Annotated in this window: 14 protein-coding genes; all 14 read left to right on the top strand. The window is 72.1% G+C overall.

Annotation, left to right across the window (positions count from 1 at the left end; genetic code table 11):
* Positions 1-36 precede the first annotated feature (36 nt).
* Positions 37-1,002, top strand: a complete 966-nt coding sequence (locus NQ151_RS04460) for an AAA family ATPase (protein ID WP_257508409.1) — start codon at positions 37-39, stop codon at positions 1,000-1,002.
* The gene (locus NQ151_RS04465) at positions 999-2,354 is read left to right on the top strand and encodes a DUF58 domain-containing protein (RefSeq protein WP_257527128.1); all 1,356 of its coding nucleotides are present in this window, start codon (positions 999-1,001) and stop codon (positions 2,352-2,354) included. The genes NQ151_RS04460 and NQ151_RS04465 overlap by 4 nt, the downstream gene beginning before the upstream one ends.
* Positions 2,351-4,879, top strand: a complete 2,529-nt coding sequence (locus NQ151_RS04470; protein ID WP_257527129.1) for a transglutaminase domain-containing protein — start codon at positions 2,351-2,353, stop codon at positions 4,877-4,879. Before NQ151_RS04465 ends, NQ151_RS04470 begins: the two co-directional genes overlap by 4 nt.
* A gap of 66 nt (positions 4,880-4,945) precedes the next feature.
* On the top strand, positions 4,946-6,313 hold the full coding sequence (locus tag NQ151_RS04475; RefSeq protein WP_257527130.1) for an FHA domain-containing protein: 1,368 nt from the start codon (positions 4,946-4,948) through the stop codon (positions 6,311-6,313).
* Complete coding sequence (locus NQ151_RS04480; protein WP_257508405.1) at positions 6,313-7,173, top strand: PP2C family protein-serine/threonine phosphatase; 861 nt, start codon at positions 6,313-6,315, stop codon at positions 7,171-7,173. The genes NQ151_RS04475 and NQ151_RS04480 overlap by 1 nt, the downstream gene beginning before the upstream one ends.
* Entirely contained in the window at positions 7,166-8,275 is a 1,110-nt protein-coding gene (locus NQ151_RS04485) for an FHA domain-containing protein (protein WP_257527131.1), read from the top strand. The genes NQ151_RS04480 and NQ151_RS04485 overlap by 8 nt, the downstream gene beginning before the upstream one ends.
* The gene (locus tag NQ151_RS04490) at positions 8,272-9,699 is read left to right on the top strand and encodes a serine/threonine-protein kinase (RefSeq protein WP_257527132.1); all 1,428 of its coding nucleotides are present in this window, start codon (positions 8,272-8,274) and stop codon (positions 9,697-9,699) included. The genes NQ151_RS04485 and NQ151_RS04490 overlap by 4 nt, the downstream gene beginning before the upstream one ends.
* 20 nt (positions 9,700-9,719) lie before the next feature.
* Positions 9,720-10,463: an FHA domain-containing protein gene (locus NQ151_RS04495; protein ID WP_257508402.1), complete on the top strand. Its 744-nt coding sequence runs from the start codon at positions 9,720-9,722 to the stop codon at positions 10,461-10,463.
* On the top strand, positions 10,460-14,932 hold the full coding sequence (locus NQ151_RS04500) for a type VII secretion EssC family protein (protein ID WP_257508401.1): 4,473 nt from the start codon (positions 10,460-10,462) through the stop codon (positions 14,930-14,932). The genes NQ151_RS04495 and NQ151_RS04500 overlap by 4 nt, the downstream gene beginning before the upstream one ends.
* Positions 14,933-15,030: 98 nt before the next feature.
* A complete protein-coding gene (locus tag NQ151_RS04505) occupies positions 15,031-15,324 on the top strand; it encodes a WXG100 family type VII secretion target (RefSeq protein ID WP_257495991.1) in 294 nt (97 codons plus the stop codon).
* A gap of 73 nt (positions 15,325-15,397) precedes the next feature.
* A complete protein-coding gene (locus NQ151_RS04510; RefSeq protein WP_257508400.1) occupies positions 15,398-15,685 on the top strand; it encodes a hypothetical protein in 288 nt (95 codons plus the stop codon).
* Positions 15,682-17,310, top strand: coding sequence for a hypothetical protein (locus NQ151_RS04515; RefSeq protein WP_257508399.1), 1,629 nt, complete (start codon positions 15,682-15,684; stop codon positions 17,308-17,310). The genes NQ151_RS04510 and NQ151_RS04515 overlap by 4 nt, the downstream gene beginning before the upstream one ends.
* Positions 17,307-17,810 (top strand): hypothetical protein, encoded by a 504-nt coding sequence (locus tag NQ151_RS04520; RefSeq protein ID WP_257508398.1) that lies wholly within the window; start codon positions 17,307-17,309, stop codon positions 17,808-17,810. The genes NQ151_RS04515 and NQ151_RS04520 overlap by 4 nt, the downstream gene beginning before the upstream one ends.
* On the top strand, positions 17,807-18,433 hold the full coding sequence (locus tag NQ151_RS04525) for a hypothetical protein (protein WP_257508397.1): 627 nt from the start codon (positions 17,807-17,809) through the stop codon (positions 18,431-18,433). Before NQ151_RS04520 ends, NQ151_RS04525 begins: the two co-directional genes overlap by 4 nt.
* The last annotated feature ends 26 nt before the right edge of the window (positions 18,434-18,459 follow it).

Raw genomic sequence — 18,459 nt, forward strand, 5'->3', positions numbered from 1 at the left:
GACCCGCGTACCCGCGCTTCCCCCCGAGAGGACCCCATGACCATCACCGCCGAGCAGACCGCCTGGTTCCAGGAGACGTTCGCGCAGCTCGTCGACAACGTGGAGCAGGTCGTGCTCGGCAAGCGTCACGTGATCGAGCTCGCGTTCACCGCGATGGTCTCCGAGGGGCACCTGCTGCTGGAGGACTTCCCCGGCACCGGAAAGACGTCGCTGGCGCGTGCGATGGGGCAGACCGTGCAGGGCACGAGCACCCGCATCCAGTTCACCCCCGACCTGCTGCCCGGCGACGTCACCGGCATCACCGTGTACGACCAGCGCCGCGGCGAGTTCGACTTCCACCAGGGCCCGGTGTTCGCCAACATCCTGCTGGCGGACGAGATCAACCGCGCCTCGCCGAAGACGCAGTCCGCCCTGCTCGAGGTCATGGAAGAGGGCCACGTCACCGTCGACGGCGTCACCCGCCCGGTCGGCGTGCCGTTCCTGGTCGTCGCGACGCAGAACCCCGTCGAGCAGGCCGGTACCTACCGCCTCCCCGAGGCGCAGCTGGACCGGTTCCTGCTGAAGACTTCGCTGGGCTACCCCGACCACGCCTCCACAGTGCGCATCCTCGAGGGCACCGGCACGGTGCGCCGCGAGGTGGAGCCGGTCATCACGCCGCAAGGTGTGGTGAGCCTGGCAGACGTCGCCCGCGACGTGTACCTCAACCCCCTCGTGCTGGACTACATCGCCCGCCTCGTCGAGGCAACCCGACTGGCCACCGAGGTGAAGCTGGGCGTGAGCGTGCGAGGCGCGATCGGCCTGACCAAGGCTGCGAAGACCTGGGCGGTCGCGCACGGCCGCGGCTATGTGACCCCCGACGACGTCAAGGCCCTCGCCGAGCCGGTACTCGCCCACCGGCTGATCCTCGACCCCGAAGCGGAGTTCGACGGCGTCACCGCCGGCGCGGTGATCGGACAGGTGCTGCTGGACACCATGCCGCCGAGCCAGCGGGATACCGTGTGAGCATTCCGTCCGAGTCCCGCCTCACCCGCACGGTCGCATCCACCGGCGGCACGCACGCGCACACCCGCTACGCCACGTCCCGCTCGACCACCGTGCTCGCGGTGCGGGGCGAGCGGGTGTGGCGCCGGGTGCGCGGCGCGGTCGTCACCGGCTGGCAGGCGCTGGCCGAAACGGTCACGGTCGCCGGCTGGCTGCTGCTGACCGCCGCGGCGGCGGGGCTGGGTCTCGGACTGGCGTTCGGCTGGCTCGAGTTCGTCGTGATCGGCGTGATCGCCGCGGCGTTGCTCGTGCTGTCGGTGCCCTTCCTGTTCAGCGCGCGCTCGTACGACGTCGATCTCGCCCTCGGGCATGACCGCGTCGTGGCCGGTGCCCAGGTGCAGGGGACGCTGCGAGTCGTCAACACCGGACGCGGGATCGCCCTCCCCGGCCGCATCGACGTGCCGGTGGGCGAGGGCCTCGTCGACGTGTACGTTCCGCTGCTGCGGCACGGGCATGAACACGAGCAGCAGGTGGTCGTGCCCACCCACCGGCGCGGGGTGATCACCGTGGGCCCGGCGCACACCGTGCGCGGGGATCCGCTGGGCATCCTCAAGCGGGAAGCCACGTGGGACGACACCCACATCCTGTACGTGCACCCGGTCACGACCACCCTGCGCAGCACGAGCACCGGGTTCATCCGCGACCTCGAGGGATCCGCCTCACGCACGATCGTCGACGCCGACATCTCGTTCCACGCCATCCGGCAGTACGTGCCCGGCGACGCCCAGCGGCAGATCCACTGGAAGTCGACGGCCAAGACGGGCACCCTCATGGTGCGCCAGTACGAGGAGACCCGCCGTTCGCGCATGGTGATCGCGCTCGCCCTCGCCGAGGGCGAGTACGGCAGTGACGATGAGTTCGAGCTGGCCGTCAGCGCCGCCGGCTCCATCGGCATCCGCGGCATCCGTGACGGCCGTGACGTCGACGTCGTCGTCGGCGGCGAGGTGCCGGAGTTCGCCCGCAGCACCGTGCGCACCATCCGGGAACTGGCGACGCTGAGCACGCGCACGCTGCTGGATGACCTCGCCGGTGTCGAGCGCACGCCGCTGGTGGGACCGCTCACCGGCGTCACGTCCCTGGCGCGGGAGACCCATCCCGACGCGTCCATCGCGTTCCTCGTGTGCGGCTCGACGCAGACCGCCCGGTCGCTGCAGGCCGCGGCGCTGGCGTTTCCCGCCGAGGTCGCCGTGGTCGCGGTGGTGTGCAACCCCGAGGCGGAGCCGGGCTTCCGCCGGCTCGGCACGATCTCGGTGATGACGATCGGGCTGCTCGATGATCTGCGTCAGCTGCTGGCGCGGGGGGCACAGTCGTGAGCGCCGCGCCGGCGCTGCGCCGACACTCGCGCCGCCGGTCCGCGACGGTGTCGGTGCGCTTCCTGGCTGTCAACGCGGTGCTGCTGGACGCACTGTTCCTGGTCGGGGCGATCGCGGTGTGGCCGCTGTACCGGGACTCGGCGTTCCTCGTCGTCGTGGCGGCGGCGTTGGTGCTTGCCCACCTGATCGCCCTCGCCGGGATGCGGTGGCGCTGGTCGGGGTGGTGGGTGGCGCTCGCGACGATGGGGACCTACATCGTCAGCGGGGTGCCGCTGGCTGCGCCCAGCGCCCTCAGCCGGATGGAGACCGTGCTGCCGGCGTTCCTGGGTGTGCTGACTGCCCCGGTGACGGGCTGGAAGGACCTGCTGACCTTGGAACTGCCGCTGGGCAGCTACCAGACGACGCTCGCCCCGGCCCTGCTGCTGTTCCTCGCGATCCCGGTGGCCGCACTGTCGCTGGCCTGGCGGTCTCCGCGGCTGTGGGTGGTGGCCGCGCCGCTGGGGCTGCTGCTGACCGTCTTCGGCGTGCTGTTCGGCGCCGCCACGCTCAGCAGCCCCGTCGTGGGCGGCGTGCGCGCGCCCGGCGCCGTGGAGTTGTTCGTGGGCGCCGCCGCGGTGCTGCTCGCCCTCGCGTTCACCGTCTGGCGCACCCTGCACGAGCGACGCCGCGCGCTGCGGGCGGCGGAGCGGGCCAGTGGCGTACGCACCACGGGACGCACGGGTTCGGCCGTCGCCGGCCGGGTCACCATCGCCGCGGGCATGGTGCTCGCCGCCCTCGCCGCCGGCGCCGCCGTCGCCCCCTGGGCGCTGGCAGGGCAGTCCCGAGACGTGCTGCGCTCGGGCATCGATCCTCGCGTCGAGCTGGCCGCTCAGCTGAGCCCGCTGTCGCAGTACCGGCAGTTCTTCTCCGATGAGCAGTTCGACACCGTGCTGTTCACTGTCGACGGGGCAGCCGGCGCCGACCGAGTGCGACTGGCGACGCTGTCGTTCTTCGACGGTCAGGTCGCGCGCGCGATCGATCCGGCCGCGGGCGTGGCAGACCAGACCACCGCATTCGTGCGGGTACCCGCGAACCTCCCCGCCCCCGACGGCACGACAGCCACGACCGCAGACGTGAGCATCGGCGCGTATGAGGGCATCTGGGTTCCCACTGTCGGCTCGCTCACCGCCATTTCGTTCGAGGGCGGATCGGGCGCCGACCGCTCCGACGGCTTCTTCTACAACGCCGAGACCCGGATGGGTATCGCCCTGCCCGAACCCGGGCTGCGGCCGGGGGCGACGTATCGCCAGCAGGGCGCCATCGAGGACGAGCCGCGCAGCTTGACACAGCTGACGCCCGGCCGAGACACCCCGCAGCTGGATGCAGCGCTGGTGCCGGAGAGTCTCACCGACTGGATCGGCGCGCAGGAGGCCCCGACCGGCGGTGAGGGCCTGCAGGTGCTGATCGATCGGCTGCGGGCGCGCGGGTTCCTCAGCCACGCGCTGCTCATCGACGCCGAGGATCCCGCGCTGTGGACCACGCAGCTGGGCGCTTACACGTTCGAGCCGAGCCGCGCGGGGCACTCCACCGACCGCATCGATCGCCTCTTCACCGCCCTGCTGGACCGGCAGGAAGACGTCGGCGGCACCGACGACGCTGCCCTGGTCGCCGCCGTCGGCGACGACGAGCAGTTCGCTGTGGCCGCCTCGATGATCGCCGACCAGCTGGGATTCGCCTCCCGCATCGTGCTGGGCGCGCGGCTGGTCGACGGCGGCGACCCGGCGGCGCTGCCCGCGTGTGTGAGCGGTGAGTGCCGCGGCGAGAACATGTCGGCGTGGATCGAAGTGCAGGATGCCTCCGGGGCGTGGGTGAGTGTGGATGTGACACCCCAGCACGAGGTGAGCATGAGTCCCGAGCTGGAGCAGCGCCGCGACCCGCAGAACCCCACCGACGTGCGCCAGGAAGTGGCCGAACCCGTGCTGCCTGCCGAGGCGAACCCCGCCGACAGCGGTGACCGCGACGACGACGACACCACCACCGAGGCCGATCTGTCCGCGCTGTGGGCGGCGCTGCGCATCGCCGGCATCACGCTGCTGACCCTCCTGGTGCTGGTCGGGCCGTTCCTGCTGGTCGTGCTGCTCAAGACGCTCCGACGGCGCGCACGCCGCGACGCAGACGATGTGGTCGAACGTTTTACCGGCGGCTGGGACGAATACGTCGACACCGCAGTGGACCACGGCTACCCCACGCCGCGCACCCAGACCCGCACCGAACTGGCCGCCGGATACGCCGGCGAGGCGGGCGGAGACCGCGGCACGATGCTGGCCGAGTGGGCCGATCGATCCGTGTTCGCCCCCACCGCCCCCAGCGCCGACGACAGCGAGCGCTTCTGGCAGATCGTCGACGAGGAGCGAGCACGCTTCGCCGCCGAAGGCGGCTGGTGGGCGCGGCTGCGGGCACGCCTGTCGCTGCGCTCCTTCCTGCGTTCCACCCGCACGCGCGGGCGCCAGTGGGCCTCGTCAAGGCGGGGTCGTGAACGCCGCTAAGGTGTGCAAGGCGATGCGCGCAGTCGATGGCGGATACCGGATTTCACACGATAACGAGGAGCAGAGATGACGGGCCTGGTCGGGACGGCGACGGATGCCGCGGCAGCGGCGCTCGCATATTACGGCGGCGGCATGGGCGGGCAGACGCCGGTGATCCTCACGATCCTCCAGCTCGTGCTGGCCATCGGGATCTACGTGTGGGTGGCGCTCGCGCTGACGGCGGTGTTCCGCAAGGTCGGCCAGGCCACCTGGAAGGCGTGGGTGCCGGTTGTCAACGTCTGGACGCTGTTCACCCTCGCGGGGATGCGCGGCTGGTGGGCAGCGGTGCTCGCCGGTGCGGGTGTCGTGGCCGCCGTGGCGAGCATCGTCGTGGCGGCGGTGTTCGCCGGGGCCGCAGTGGGCGCGGCCGGCGCCGACGACGCCGGTGCGGCGACGGGTTCGCTCGTCGCGGCGATCGTGGTGCCGGCGCTCATCTGGCTCGTCTACGGCGTGCTGGCGCTCATCCTGCAGATCCGCATGCTCATCGGCGTGAACCGCGGGTTCGGACTGGGCGCCGGTCACATCGTGCTCGGCGTGCTGCTGTTCCCGGTGTGGGCCAGCCTCGTCGGCTGGGGGTCGGCGCGCTGGATCGGACTTCCGCCGAAGGTCGCCCAGCCCACCCTCACCGCCCCGCCCGCTCCGCCCGCAGCCAGTCCGTTCACCCTGGGTGCGCCCGCCGCGCCGCTCGGTGCCCCGCCGCACGGTGCCCCGCCGCACGGTGCCCCGCCGCTGCCGGCCGCGCCCCTGCCCGCGCCCGGTCCGCTGCGCGGGGCGGTCCCGCCGGGCGCCGCGCCGGCGGTTCCCGCTCCAGCCGTCCCGTCGCCGCCCGCGATCGGCGGCAACCCGTGGGCCCCGCCCCCGCCGCCCGCGCCGGCATCCTCCTCCCGCCCGGCCGCGCCCGCGGCGCCACCCGTCCCGCCCGTCGTTGCGGCAGCTCCCGTTGCCGCCGTCGCTGCGACCCCGGTCTCCGCGGCCGCACCCCCGGTCCCGGTCCCCGCCGCCCCCCCGACGCCGGTGGCCGCAGTCGACCAGGTCGCCGCCGACGACCTCGATGAACGCACCGTGCTGGCCGCCCGTCGTATCGGCGGCTGGTCCCTCGCCCTCCCCGGCGGCGCGCGTGTGGCGCTCACCGCGGACACCGTCGTGCTGGGACGCAACCCGGTCGCCCCGGGCGAGCATGCCGGTGCACAGGTGGTCGCCGTCGACGACGCCACCCGCACCGTGTCGAAGACCCACGCCCTCCTGCAGCGGCGAGACGCCGGCTGGGTGGTCACCGACCTCGCCTCGACCAACGGCGTCTTCCTCGGCGACGAGAGCGAAGTCGCCGGATCCGCCGGGGTGTCGGACGTGTTCTTCCTGGGCGATGCCCGGCTCGAACTGCACGCAGACACCTGATGACGGCGACGTCAACGCCCTCCCCCGGCACGCTGCTGGTGACGTGCGGCACGCGCACCGACACCGGGCTCCGGCGCGCCGTCAACGAGGACGCCCTGCTGGCCGAGCATCCGGTCTACATCGTCGCCGACGGGATGGGCGGCCATGACGCCGGTGACCTCGCCAGCGCCGCGATCATCGACGTGTTCCGCCTGCTCGTCGGACGTGACGACCTCGCCCCGGAGGACGTCGCCCACGCCGTGGAGCGCGCGCACACCGCGGTCACGTCGATCGCGGCGGCTACCGCGCGCGGCGCCGGGTCGACCCTCACCGGCGTGGTCGCCGTCCGTCAGGGCGGAGTGCAGCGGTGGCTCGTGGTCAACGTCGGCGATTCACGGGTGTACCGGCTGCTCACCGACCACCTCGAGCAGCTGACGGTGGACCACTCCGTGGCTCAGGAGCTCGTCGATGAGGGTCGTCTTGCCCGCCACGAGATGTCGACCTACCGCGGCCGCAACGTCATCACCCGGGCCGTCGGCGAGGAGCGCAGCCGCGCGGACTACTGGCTGCTGCCGATCGTCACCGGTGAGCGCCTGCTGGTGTGCTCCGACGGCCTCACCGGAGAGCTCACCGACGAGGCGATCCGTGCCGGGCTCACCCTCGGCGGTGCCCCCGCCCCGACCGCCGCGGCCCTCATCGCGCAGGCGCTGGGAAACGGCGGACGGGACAACATCTCCGCCATCGTGATCGATGTGGTCGCCGGCGGCATCAGCCCGCTGGAGGACGACACCACCGGCGGGCTGCCGAGCGGTGACGACGCCTCGGCCACGATCGAGGTCTCGACCCTGCGGTCGCTGCGCACCAGAGCACGCCGTGGCTGACTGGTCGTATCGCCCCGGGGAGCTGCCTGCCATCCTCACCGGCAGCCTCGCGCTGCTGTTCGCCGGCCCGCGGGCCGCCGCGACCGCGCGGACGGTGCTGACCGAGGCCGCCCCCGGCGACGGCTGGGAAGCGGCTCTGGATGTCATGCTGCGCGGCGGCGTTTCCGCCGTCCCCGACCTGTTCGCCGGGGAGGTGACCGGCGACACCCTCTCGGGCCTGGTGCGCGGCGACGTGCGGCTGACGGTGACCCATCGCGACGGGCGCGCCACGGAGCTGGCCGGTACCCATCTGCGGACGTGGCATGAGTTCTGCCTCACCGAGGTCGCCTCCTTCACCGCGCACGCCGGCTCGCCCACGCCCGGTCCGGCCGTTCCCGCCCACCTCGGCCCCCTCGCGGTGTCGCAGTTGTCCTGCACCGTGGCCACCGCGGCTCCCGCCGACCCCGGCCTCACGCTGGAGTTCTCCGACGCCCTCTTCGAGCAGGCACCCGAACTCGCGCGGCAGCCGGGTTCCGCGGTGCCGGCGGCACCAGCCGCCGGTCGCTACGACGAACTGTTCGGGGCGACCATCCACTTCGGTGTGGAAGCCGCCGCGGTGCGCCCGCCCGACGAGGACGCCGACGATCCGCAGCTGCGGGAGGAGCCCGCCGCCGCGATCAGCGGCATCGTGTGCGTCGCCGGTCACCCCAACCCGCTCGAGCGCGACACGTGCACGCGGTGCGGTGCGTCGCTGACCGGCGCGGCGGTCGCCCGGGTGCCCCTGCCCGACCTCGGCGCCGTGCTGCTGCCGGACGGCCGGTCGATCCCGCTGCAGGGCACGGTGCTCATCGGCCGCAGCCCGCGCGCCGACCGCACCGCCGGCGACGCCATCCCCACCCTCGTCTCGATCGACGACCGCGACGTGTCGCGCACGCACGTGCGCATCCACGTCGAGGGCTGGCAGGTGCTGCTGGAGGACCTCGGATCCACCAACGGCACCGTGTTCACCGCCGTCGGAACCGGACCCCGCCGCGTCCGCCCCGGCGAGCCGGTGCTGGTCACCGACGGGGCGGTGGCGGAGCTGGGCACCGGCAGCCGCATCACGTTCGCGGGGATCCCGTGACCGCGAAGTACGGCCCCGTCGACATCCCCGGATTCACCCTTGCCCGCCCGCTCGGATCCGGCGGCTTCGCCGACGTGTTCCTCTACGACCAGCACCTGCCGCGGCGCCTCGTGGCCGTGAAGATCATGCACGAGCCGGTGGATGACCCCGCCGCACGTACCCGCTTCGAAACCGAAGCCAACCTGATGGCGGCGCTGTCGACGCACCCGTCGATCGTGACGATCCACCACGCCGCCGTCGCCGACAACGGCCGCCCCTACCTGGTCATGGAGTACTGCTCCCGGCCGACGCTGGCAGAGACCTACCCGGCGCGAGTGGTCAGCGTCCCCGAAGTGCTGCAGACGCTCATCCGGCTGTGCGGTGCCGTCGAGACGGCGCACCGCGCCGGCATCCTGCATCGCGACATCAAGCCCGCCAACGTGCTGACCACCGACTACGGCTGGCCCGCACTCACCGACTTCGGGCTGTCGTCCATCGCGGGCGCGAGTGCCGACGCCGGCGGCGTCTCGGTGCCGTGGGCCGCGCCCGAGCTGGTCACCGGCCGCGGGTTCGACGCCCGATCCGACGTGTATGCCCTGGCCGCGACCGCCTACACGGTGCTCGCCGGTCGCAGCCCGTTCGACGCCGCGCGCGCTCCAGCCGACCTGTCAGAGCTGGTCACGCGAGTGCTGACGACGCCGGCGCCGCCCATCGGGCGCGACGACGTGCCCGCTGCGCTGGAGCGGCTGATCCTCGCCTCGCTGGCGAAGGACCCCGATCGTCGCTCGCAGACGGCATCGGAGTTCGCCCGCAGTCTGCAGCGGATCGAGCAGGACCTGCACCTGCCGATGACACACCTGGACATCCCGGCGGTCGTGCCGCCCACCGCCGTCGCCGCAGCCGACGCGGGCACGAACCCTCACGACGCCGACCCGGCCGAACCTACGCAGTTCGCCGCCCGCCGCCGAGTCGAGCCGGAGGAGAAGACCGTGCTGTCCGCACGCGCCGTCCCCGACCCGCCGGCGCCGCCGGTTGCCGACGAGCCGACGCGGCTGACCGGCCCCCGCCGACGCGACTCCAGGCCCGACCCGTCCGAGGTCGGTTACGCCGACGAGCCCACCCGCCTCCTCGCCGGCGACCCGCAGCAGGACACCGATCCGGCCGCGCCGCCGCTCACCGAACCACCGGCATCCTCCCGCCGCGCCCACGACCCCGGCGCGGAGGCGCTGCCGCGGGAGACCTACGGCATCCGCAGCGTCCCGGCGACGCCCGTGGTGCGTGCGGCGCCCACGGCGCCGGCGACCCCCGAGGCCCCGGGAACGGCCGCGGTGGCGCCGCCGGCCAGGCGCCGGCGGCGGGGCGTCGCGATGGGGGTGGCGATCGGCGCGACGGTGCTGGTGATCGCCGCGAGTGTGGCGGCCATCGCGCTGCTGGCTGGCATGTGACGACGAGAGATGGACAGACGATGACACAGCACGGCGCCGGCGGCGGCACGCTCGGAATCGAGTTCTGCGGGGAGTGGTATCACCCGGTCCCGGGGACGACGTTCTCGGTCGGCCGGGACGCCGACCTGACGGTGGACACCAACCAGTACCTGCACCGGCGGCTGCTGGCCTTCGACGCCGAGGGCGACCTGTGGTGGCTGTCGAACATCGGGCAGACCATCTCAGTGAGCCTGGCGACCCCCGACGGTGCCTACCAGGCGGTGGTGGGCCCCGGCGCCCGTGTTCCGCTGGTGTTCGCCGAGCTGACGGTCATGTTCTCCGCCGGCGCCTTCACCTACGAGCTCGGCGTGCGCAATGACTCCGCCAGCTTCGTCGGGCGCGACCCCCGCGCGGCGCAGCACGAATCCGACGGCACCACCACGATCGGCGCGGTGAGCCTGACCCCCAGCCAGCGGCTGCTGCTGATCGCGCTGTGCGAGCCGCTGCTGCGCGGCGGCATGGTCGGTGCGAGCCAGCTGCCGTCCTCCGCGGCGGCGGCGGCGCGCCTGGGCTGGCCGTTGACCACGTTCAACCGCAAGCTCGACAACGTCTGCGACAAGCTGGACCGCGAGGGCGTGCAGGGTCTGCGCGGGGGTGTCGGCAAGCTTGCGACCAACCGGCGCGCCCGCCTGGTCGAGCACGCGATGCTCTCCCGGCTGATCACCGCGCAGGATCTCGATCTGCTCGAGGTGGCATCCGCCGCGAGCGCGAAAGGCAACCGATGAAGGTCCGTGTCACGCTCCGCCGTCCCGACGGCTCCACCGAGGACATCGCGCTGGCCGCGGAACCGGGAGTGCGGGTGGCGGAAGTGGCCGACTCGATCGCGGCCCGTGATCCGCTGGGCACCTACCACGGCGCCGCCTACGCGCCGGGGACGGTCACCCTCGAAGCCCACGCGCCCGCCGTGGGCGGCACCCCGGAGGTGCTCGACCCCGACGACACCCTCGCCGACCTGGCGCTGGCCTCCGGCGTGCAGATCGCGGTGGTGGGCCTGGACGACGCACCCCGCCCCGGGGTGGCCTACATCGAGATCGTGAGCGGACGCGCCGCCGGCCGGCGCTACACCGTGCCCCGCGGGTCGACCGTCATCGGCCGCGGCGATGACTGCGGCGTCGTGCTCGATGACGCGATGGTCTCCAAACGCCACGCACGACTGCACGTCGGCCGCGACCGCATCGAGCTGATCGACCTCAACTCCGCCAACGGCATCATCGTCCAAGGCGCCCCCGTCGGCCGCCTCGAACTGCAGCACGGCCAGGATGCGCTGCTGGGCAGCACCGTCATCCGCGCCGGCTACCTGCCGTCGGAGGTGGCGCACTCCTCCCCCATCGGCGAAGTGCGCCTCACCCGCTCCCCCAGCGTCGAGCCGCGGTACGTCGGCCGGGAGATGGAGGGCGCCGACCCGCCCACGCCCGCCGACCCGCAGCCGTTCCCGTGGGCGGCCGCGCTGCTGCCGGCCGTGGCCGGCATCGCGATGTTCATCGTGCTGAAGAACCCGATGACCCTCATCTTCGTGGCGATCTCGCCGCTGATGATGATCAGCACGTGGGCGACGGCCAAGTCGCAGCAGCGCCGCAAGAAGCGCCTGGATCACAACAGGTTCGTCGCGCAGATGGAGCGGCTCTCGGCCCGGCTGGCGCGCGAGCGCGAGGACGAGATGCGCATCCGGGCGCGCGAGGCGGTGCCGCTGCACGAGATCTACGACGCCGTGCAGAAGCGCGACGCGCTGGTGTGGACCCGCCGTCCCGAACACTGGTCGTTCCTGCAGGTGCGGCTGGGGGTCGGCGATGTCCCCACCCGCAACACCGTCAAGGAGACCGGCAACACCGACCGGGCCATCCCCGAGCAGGTAGAGCAGCTCGAAGAGCTCATCGCCACCTACGAGACCGTTCCGCGCACTCCGGTGGTGGAGAAGCTGTCGGATGCCGGTGCGCTCGGCGTCGCCGGCGACCCCGCCGCCGTCGCCGCATACGGCCGCGCGGTGGCCGCGCAGCTGGCCGGCCTGCACGCCCCCACCGACCTCGTCATCGGCGGCCTGTTCGGCCCAGGGTGGGCAGCGGAGTTCACCGACGCCAAGTGGCTGCCGCACGCCATGCAGTCCGATGCCGTCTTCGGCGGCGCACCGTTCGCCGACACCGCGTCGGCGGCGGCCAGCGTGCTTTCGCGCCTGGAGGAGATCCTCAGCGCGCGTTCCCCGCGCGGCGAGGATGCACCTGTGCAGCTCGGCGCGATCGGCGACAAGCGCGCCGCGCTGACCGCCGGCGCGAAGGTGGGTGCCGACACCGGTGCGAACACCGGCTCCGACGAGCCGCTCCCGGCGATCGTCGTGCTGATCTCCGACGACGCGCCCGTCGACCGCGCCCGCCTCATCCAGGTGCTCGAGCGCGCCGCCGGGCGCGGCGTGTACCCGATCTGGATGGCACCGGACACCGCGTCGCTGCCGGCCGCGTGCCGCACGTTCGTCGAGCTCGCCGCCGACGGCACCGCCGCCGTCGGCTACGTGCGTCTGGGCCGCACCCTCACTCCGGTCGAGGTCGAGGGCCTCACCCTCCCCCAGTTCACCCAGTTCTGCCGCCGGCTGTCGTCGTACGTGGATGCCGGCGAGATCGGTGCCGACACCAGCGACGTGCCCCGGTCGGTGCCGATGCTGCAGCTCATCGGGAAGGAGATGGCCACCGCGCCCAGCGCCGTCGTCGACCGCTGGGAGCAGAACGGCTCGATCCTCTCCGCCGCCGGCCGCGCCCCCTCCGCACCGAAGCTGCGCGCCATCGTCGGGCAGGCCGGCTCCGGCGCGATGCACCTGGATCTGCGCGCGCAGGGCCCGCACGCCCTCGTGGGCGGAACGACGGGCTCGGGCAAGAGCGAGTTCCTGCAGGCGTGGGTGCTGGGCATGGCGGCGGAGTACAGCCCCGAGCGCGTGACGTTCCTGTTCGTCGACTACAAGGGCGGGGCGGCGTTCGCCGACTGCACCGTGCTGCCGCACTGCGTGGGGCTCGTCACCGACCTCAGCCCCCACCTGGTGCGCCGGGCACTGGTGAGCCTCCGCGCGGAATTGCACCACCGCGAGACCCTGTTCATCCGCAAGAAGGCCAAGGACATCCTGGAGCTGGAAAAGCGGGGCGACCCCGACACACCCCCGGCACTGGTCATCGTCATCGATGAGTTCGCCGCCCTCGTCAACGAGGTGCCCGACTTCGTCGACGGGGTCGTGGACGTCGCCCAGCGCGGCCGATCACTGGGCATCCACCTGATCATGGCCACGCAGCGCCCCGCCGGCGTGATCAAGGACAACCTGCGCGCGAACACCAACATGCGCGTCGCGCTGCGCATGGCGGACGAGGTCGACTCCGACGACGTCATCGGCACGAAGGATGCCGCCGGCTTCGACCCCGGCATCCCCGGCCGCGGTGCCGCAAAGACCGGGCCGGGCCGGCTCACCGTGTTCCAGTCCGCCTACACCGGCGGCTGGAGCTTCGTCGAGGACGAAGCACCCGAGGTGGAACTGGAGTCGTTCGCGTTCGGCCCGCCCCGCCGCTGGGAGGTGCCCAAGACCGGCACCGGTTCGGCCGAACGCGACCTCGGCCCCACCGACCAGCAGCGGTTGGTGGCCACGATGGTCAAGGCATCCGAATCCGCCTCGATCGCCCCGCCCCGCCGGCCCTGGCTGGACGAACTGGCCACCGTCTACGACCTCACGCTGCTGCGACAGCGCACCGACGAGAAGCTGCTGCTCGGTGTGCAGGATGTGCCGCAGCGTCAGGCGCAGGACACCGTCTACTTCGAACCCGACAACGAAGGCCACCTGGCGATCTTCGGCACCGGCGGCGCCGGCAAGAGCTCCACGCTGCGCACGCTCGCCGTCGCCGCCGGCATCACCCCGCGCGGCGGCCCCGTCGAGGTGTACGGCCTGGACTTCGGATCGGGCGGCCTTCGGATGCTGGAGGCGATGCCGCACGTGGGCGCGGTCATCCCCGCCGACGCCGGCGAGCGCGTCACCCGGCTGTTCCGCATGCTCAAAAGCGAGCTGGACCGACGAGGCGAAGCGTATGCCGCCGTCAACGCCGGCACGATCTCGCAGTACCGCACCCTCGCCGGCCGTCCCGACGAGGCGCGCATCCTGCTGCTCATCGACGGGTTCCCCACGTTCCGCGCCGAGTTCGAGGCGGTCACCGGCCGCGCCGACGCCTACGCGGTGTTCCAGCAGATCATGACCGACGGCCGATCCGTCGGCATCCACGTCGCCCTCACCGCCGACCGCGGTCAGGCGGTGCCCACCGCGCTGCAGTCCACGATCCAGAAGCGGGTCGTGCTGCGCCTGTCGGACTCCGACGCGTATGCGATGGTCGGCGCGCCTCGCGACGTGCTCTCCCCGGAGTCCCCCGCGGGGCGTGCGATCGTCGACGGGCTGGAGACGCAGATCGCCGTCATCGCCGGCACATCCGACCCGCGCGCCCAGGCGCAGGCGATCGGCGAGTTCGCCGATGCCATGCGCCGGCAGGGGCGCACCGACGCCCCGCCGGTGCGTGCGCTGCCCGAGCTGTACCCCATCACCGAGCTGCCCGCCCACCTGGACGGGCGACCCGTGCTGGGGCTGTCGGGCGACACGCTGGCCCCGCTCGCGTTCGAGCCGACGGGATTGTTCGTGGTGGCCGGTTCTCCGCAGAGCGGGCGCACCAACGCGCTGCACGCCATGGCCGAGTCGCTGCTTCGGGCGAACCCCGCCGTGCGCCGGTACTACATCGGCAGTTCGCGGTCGCCGCTGCGCGACGCGGTGGCCTGGGTAGACACCGCCACCGACGGCGGCTCGGCCAGCCGGCTGATCGACGCCATCCTGCAGGACGAGCGGGGACTCGAGGGGGTGGCGGTGTTCCTCGAGGGAGCGTCGGAGTATTCCACCTCGATCGCCGAGATGCCGCTGTCGGACTTCGCCAAGCGGGTCAAACGCGGCGACGGGTTGCTGGTGGCCGAGGGCGAGACGAGCGACTGGACCACCGGCTTCGGGCTGCTCGGTGACATCAAGTCCTCCCGCCGCGGCGTGGTGCTCCAACCGGACACCCACGATGGCGAGGTGGTGCTGAAGACCGCCTTCCCGCGCCTGCTCAAGCGCGAGTTCCCCCCGGGTCGGGCGATGCTCGCGGTGGGCGGAAAGACCGTGCGCGTGCAGTTCCCGTTCCTCGGCGAGGAGGGGTCCTGACCAAATGGGGAGTAGTCCCCATTGGTGCCCGGTCCCGGAGTCCCATAGGTTGAACACGTCGGCAGGAACTGCCGCTTCACGACACAGGGAGTGACACAATGGCGAACCTCAACGTCACCTACGATCAGATGCAGAGCGCCGCGAACCGTCTGCGTTCGGGCCAGTCCGACCTCGAGGGCAAGCTGCAGGAACTGCGCGCACTGGTCAGCCAGCTCGTGCAGGACGGCTTCACCACGACTCGCGCATCGGGTGCGTTCGATTCGTCGTACGAGCAGTTCACCTCGGGTGCGCAGCGCACCGTGCAGGGCATCGACGGCATGGCGCAGTTCCTCGAGAAGGCCGCCTCCGCGCTGCAGTCCACGGACGAGCAGCTGGCCAGCTCGATCGGCTGATCTCGACCCTCGAAGCGGGGCCGGTCCACTACGGCCGGCCCCGCTTCGTCGTATCCGACGAAGGATGACATTGATGCCCGATCTCAAGCTCGATTTCGACGAGCTGCGCCGCAGCGCAAGCACCGCCTACCGTGTGGCGAGCGACTTCGGCAGCGCCGAGCGCATCGCCGAAGACGCCGCCGCCGCGACCGGCCACGACGGCCTCGCCGGCAAGGTGCGCGATTTCGGCGAGAAGTGGGACATCGCCCGCGGCGAACTGCAGGACAACCTGCGCCTCGTCGCCGACTACCTCGGCGCGGTGGTCGACACCTTCACCGACCTCGACACCGACCTGGCCGCAGCGACGGAGGGAAAGAAGTGAGCGTCCTCCCCGGAAACCCCGCCGCACTGGCCGACTACGCCGACGCGTACGTCAGATCCGCCTCACGCATTTCGGCCGCCGCCGACGAGCTGCGGGGACTCGCCTACGAGAGCACGGCACGCTCCCTCGAGGGCATCCGCGAACGCAGCTCACAGGTCGCGCGCGACCTCGACCGGGTGCACGAGCGCTACTACGGCACCGCCAGCGCGCTGAGCGAGTACGCCGTATCGCTCAAGACCGCTCACGACCGCGCCGATGACGCCGAGATCGACGCAGCCAAGTACGCCAGCAGTGCCGCCGGCGCCGAATTCGATCTGCTGCTGGCCGAGCGGCGGTTGACCCAGTACGAAGAGGCCGACGCGCCGGCGGGCAATATCAGCGCGGCGGAGCGCGAGGTGGCTTCGGTGCGCGCGCGCGCAGGCCGGATGGATGCCGCCGCCGAGGACGCCCGCGCCGAGATCGAAGCGGCGCGCGCCGCCATGGAGCAGGCCGCCCAGACCGCGATCGACAAGATCAACACCGCCATCGATGCCACCAACGAGGGCTTCTGGGACAAGGTCGGGGAGTTCTTCGACGACATCGGCGACTTCCTCGGCGACATCGGGAAGTGGGTCGGCGATTTCCTCGCCGACGTCTACAAGGAACTACAGCGGCTCATGGCCACCGTCATCGCCCTGCTGGGCGTGGCGATCATCCTGCTGCTGGTGTATTCGCTGCTGGCGCTGATCCCGGTCATCGGTCCCATGATCGCGATGGCCGTCACCGTGCTGCTGGCAGGCTTCCTGCTGGGCAGCGTGCTGTCGGACATCCTCAAACCGACGCCGGCCGTCGGCAAGCACGAACTGACCGAGAGCGAACGCGGGTCGACATACGGCTACCCCAGCGGTCTGGCCGGCGCGGTGTCCGACGCCGGTCGCGTGGACACCCTGGGCAAGACCTTCGACGATAACGGCGACCTGGTCAGCGTGGACGAGACCGTCATCGGCGTCACGAAGGTCGTTGATGCCGATGGCACCGTCCGCTGGCGGGTTGCCCTGCCCAGCACGCAGGAATGGCTCTCCCGCCTCAATGGCGATCAGGGCGGCGTGCACGACCTCGACAGCAACCTCGCCCTCATGCTCACCCCCGCGCTGCGCTCGCAATACGAACGCGCCGTGCTGGAGGCCATGCAGCAGGCCGGCGTCGGCGCCGACGACCCGGTCATGCTCATCGGCTTCAGCCAGGGCGGCATCATGGCCGGCTCCCTCGCCGCGTACAACAACGACTACAACTGGACCGCGGTCGTCGCAGCCGGCGCCCCCATCGACCACATGCCGATCCCCTCATCCGTGTCGGTCGTCTCCGTGCAGCACAACGGCGACCCCGTGACGATTCTCGACTCGATCATCACCGTCGGCACCGACGGCTACTCGCAGAACGAGCCGAACTGGACCACCATCGAGACCGACTCGCCCGATGCGCACCTGGGGGTTCACGGCATCCACAACGCCGAGGCGTACCACCAGACCCTGCTCGACCAGGTCGACCAGGTGCCCGACGGCACCGTCGACGAGCTCGACAGGTTCTTCGCCGGAGACGAGAACACGTACGGCTTCGAGCAGAACTACTACGGGTGGTCCGAGTGATCCGACACCGCACCCGGCAGGCGGCGCGCGGCGCGACGGTCGCCCTCGCGCTCGCCCTGACTGGCGCGCTCGGCGGCTGCGCCGTCGCACCCGGATCCGGCCCCCACAGCGACTCGACGACCGATCAGGAAGAGACCACGATGAGCCCCGTCACCGTCCGCAGCGCCGTAGCCGCATCCGACCCGCGCATCACCGACGTCCCGACCGTCCAGGTGGACCAATCGGGTCTTGCGCGCGTGATGACCGTCGCCGTCGTGCTCTCCGGCGACGAGCCGGTCAGCACCGACACGGTCGTGAACATCGCCGTCGCGGCGCTTCAGAACGCCACCTCCGATGTCGACTACCTGACCCTTCTGGCCTGGGCGGCCGATGACCAGTCGCGGAGCCTGGACCTGTCGGCGGCGGCCACGGGGCTGCCCGACGGTGTGGACCACCGCTTGACCGATTCCGCCCTGGAGCTCGTCGGTCCCGACGCGGCCGCGATCGGCGGCAGCCGGTGACCGCTGTCGCCACCGATCCGCGACTGGTGTTCCGGATGATCGGGACCTGGTGGCGCATCGAACTGTCCTCCCCCGAGGCCATCGCCGACTCGACCAAGCAGATCGCGCGCGGTGTGCTGGGACGCGCCGACGACCGCGCGAGCGCGCGGGCGCGGCTGCGCGACGAACTGACCGCCGCGGCGACGGCCGCGGCGGATGCCGAGGCCCAGCTGCTCATGATCCAGACCGAACTCGGCCCCGGCGAGCCGATGTCGGCAACGCTCACCGTGTTCGAGGACGAGCGGATGCGGATGAGCCCGACGGTGGGCACCGCCCCCGACGCCGTTCTCGCGACGCTCGAGCGCAGCTTCCCGCTCATCGACGCCGCAGCCGCCGAGACCCTGGTGCGGCGGCAGTGCCGGGATTCCGAGGTCGTCCGCGTGCACACGGTGCAGGAGACTGTGCAGATCGAGGACGGCGAGCAGTACACGCAGCGCCGCCTCGTCGCCCAGTACTGGTACCCCATCCCCGGCTCCAAGCGGCTGCTCACGGTGGTGCTCTCCAGCCCCCTCGGCGAGATCCCGAACACGCTGCTGTCGTACTTCGACGCCATCGTCTCCGCGTCCGCCTTCCAGGACGCCTGACGCGGCATCCACCTCCCGCCGCGCCT

This window comes from Microbacterium sp. zg-YB36 (assembly GCF_024623575.2).
Taxonomy (GTDB): Bacteria; Actinomycetota; Actinomycetes; order Actinomycetales; family Microbacteriaceae; genus Microbacterium.

Bases quoted from the DNA above. Each gene is read 5' to 3' on its own strand.
- NQ151_RS04460 (WP_257508409.1), top strand. From the start codon at position 37: ATGACCATCACCGCCGAGCAGACCGCCTGGTTCCAGGAGACGTTCGCG.
- NQ151_RS04475 (WP_257527130.1), top strand. From the start codon at position 4,946: ATGACGGGCCTGGTCGGGACGGCGACGGATGCCGCGGCAGCGGCGCTC.
- NQ151_RS04480 (WP_257508405.1), top strand. From the start codon at position 6,313: ATGACGGCGACGTCAACGCCCTCCCCCGGCACGCTGCTGGTGACGTGC.
- NQ151_RS04495 (WP_257508402.1), top strand. From the start codon at position 9,720: ATGACACAGCACGGCGCCGGCGGCGGCACGCTCGGAATCGAGTTCTGC.
- NQ151_RS04500 (WP_257508401.1), top strand. From the start codon at position 10,460: ATGAAGGTCCGTGTCACGCTCCGCCGTCCCGACGGCTCCACCGAGGAC.
- NQ151_RS04505 (WP_257495991.1), top strand. From the start codon at position 15,031: ATGGCGAACCTCAACGTCACCTACGATCAGATGCAGAGCGCCGCGAAC.
- NQ151_RS04510 (WP_257508400.1), top strand. From the start codon at position 15,398: ATGCCCGATCTCAAGCTCGATTTCGACGAGCTGCGCCGCAGCGCAAGC.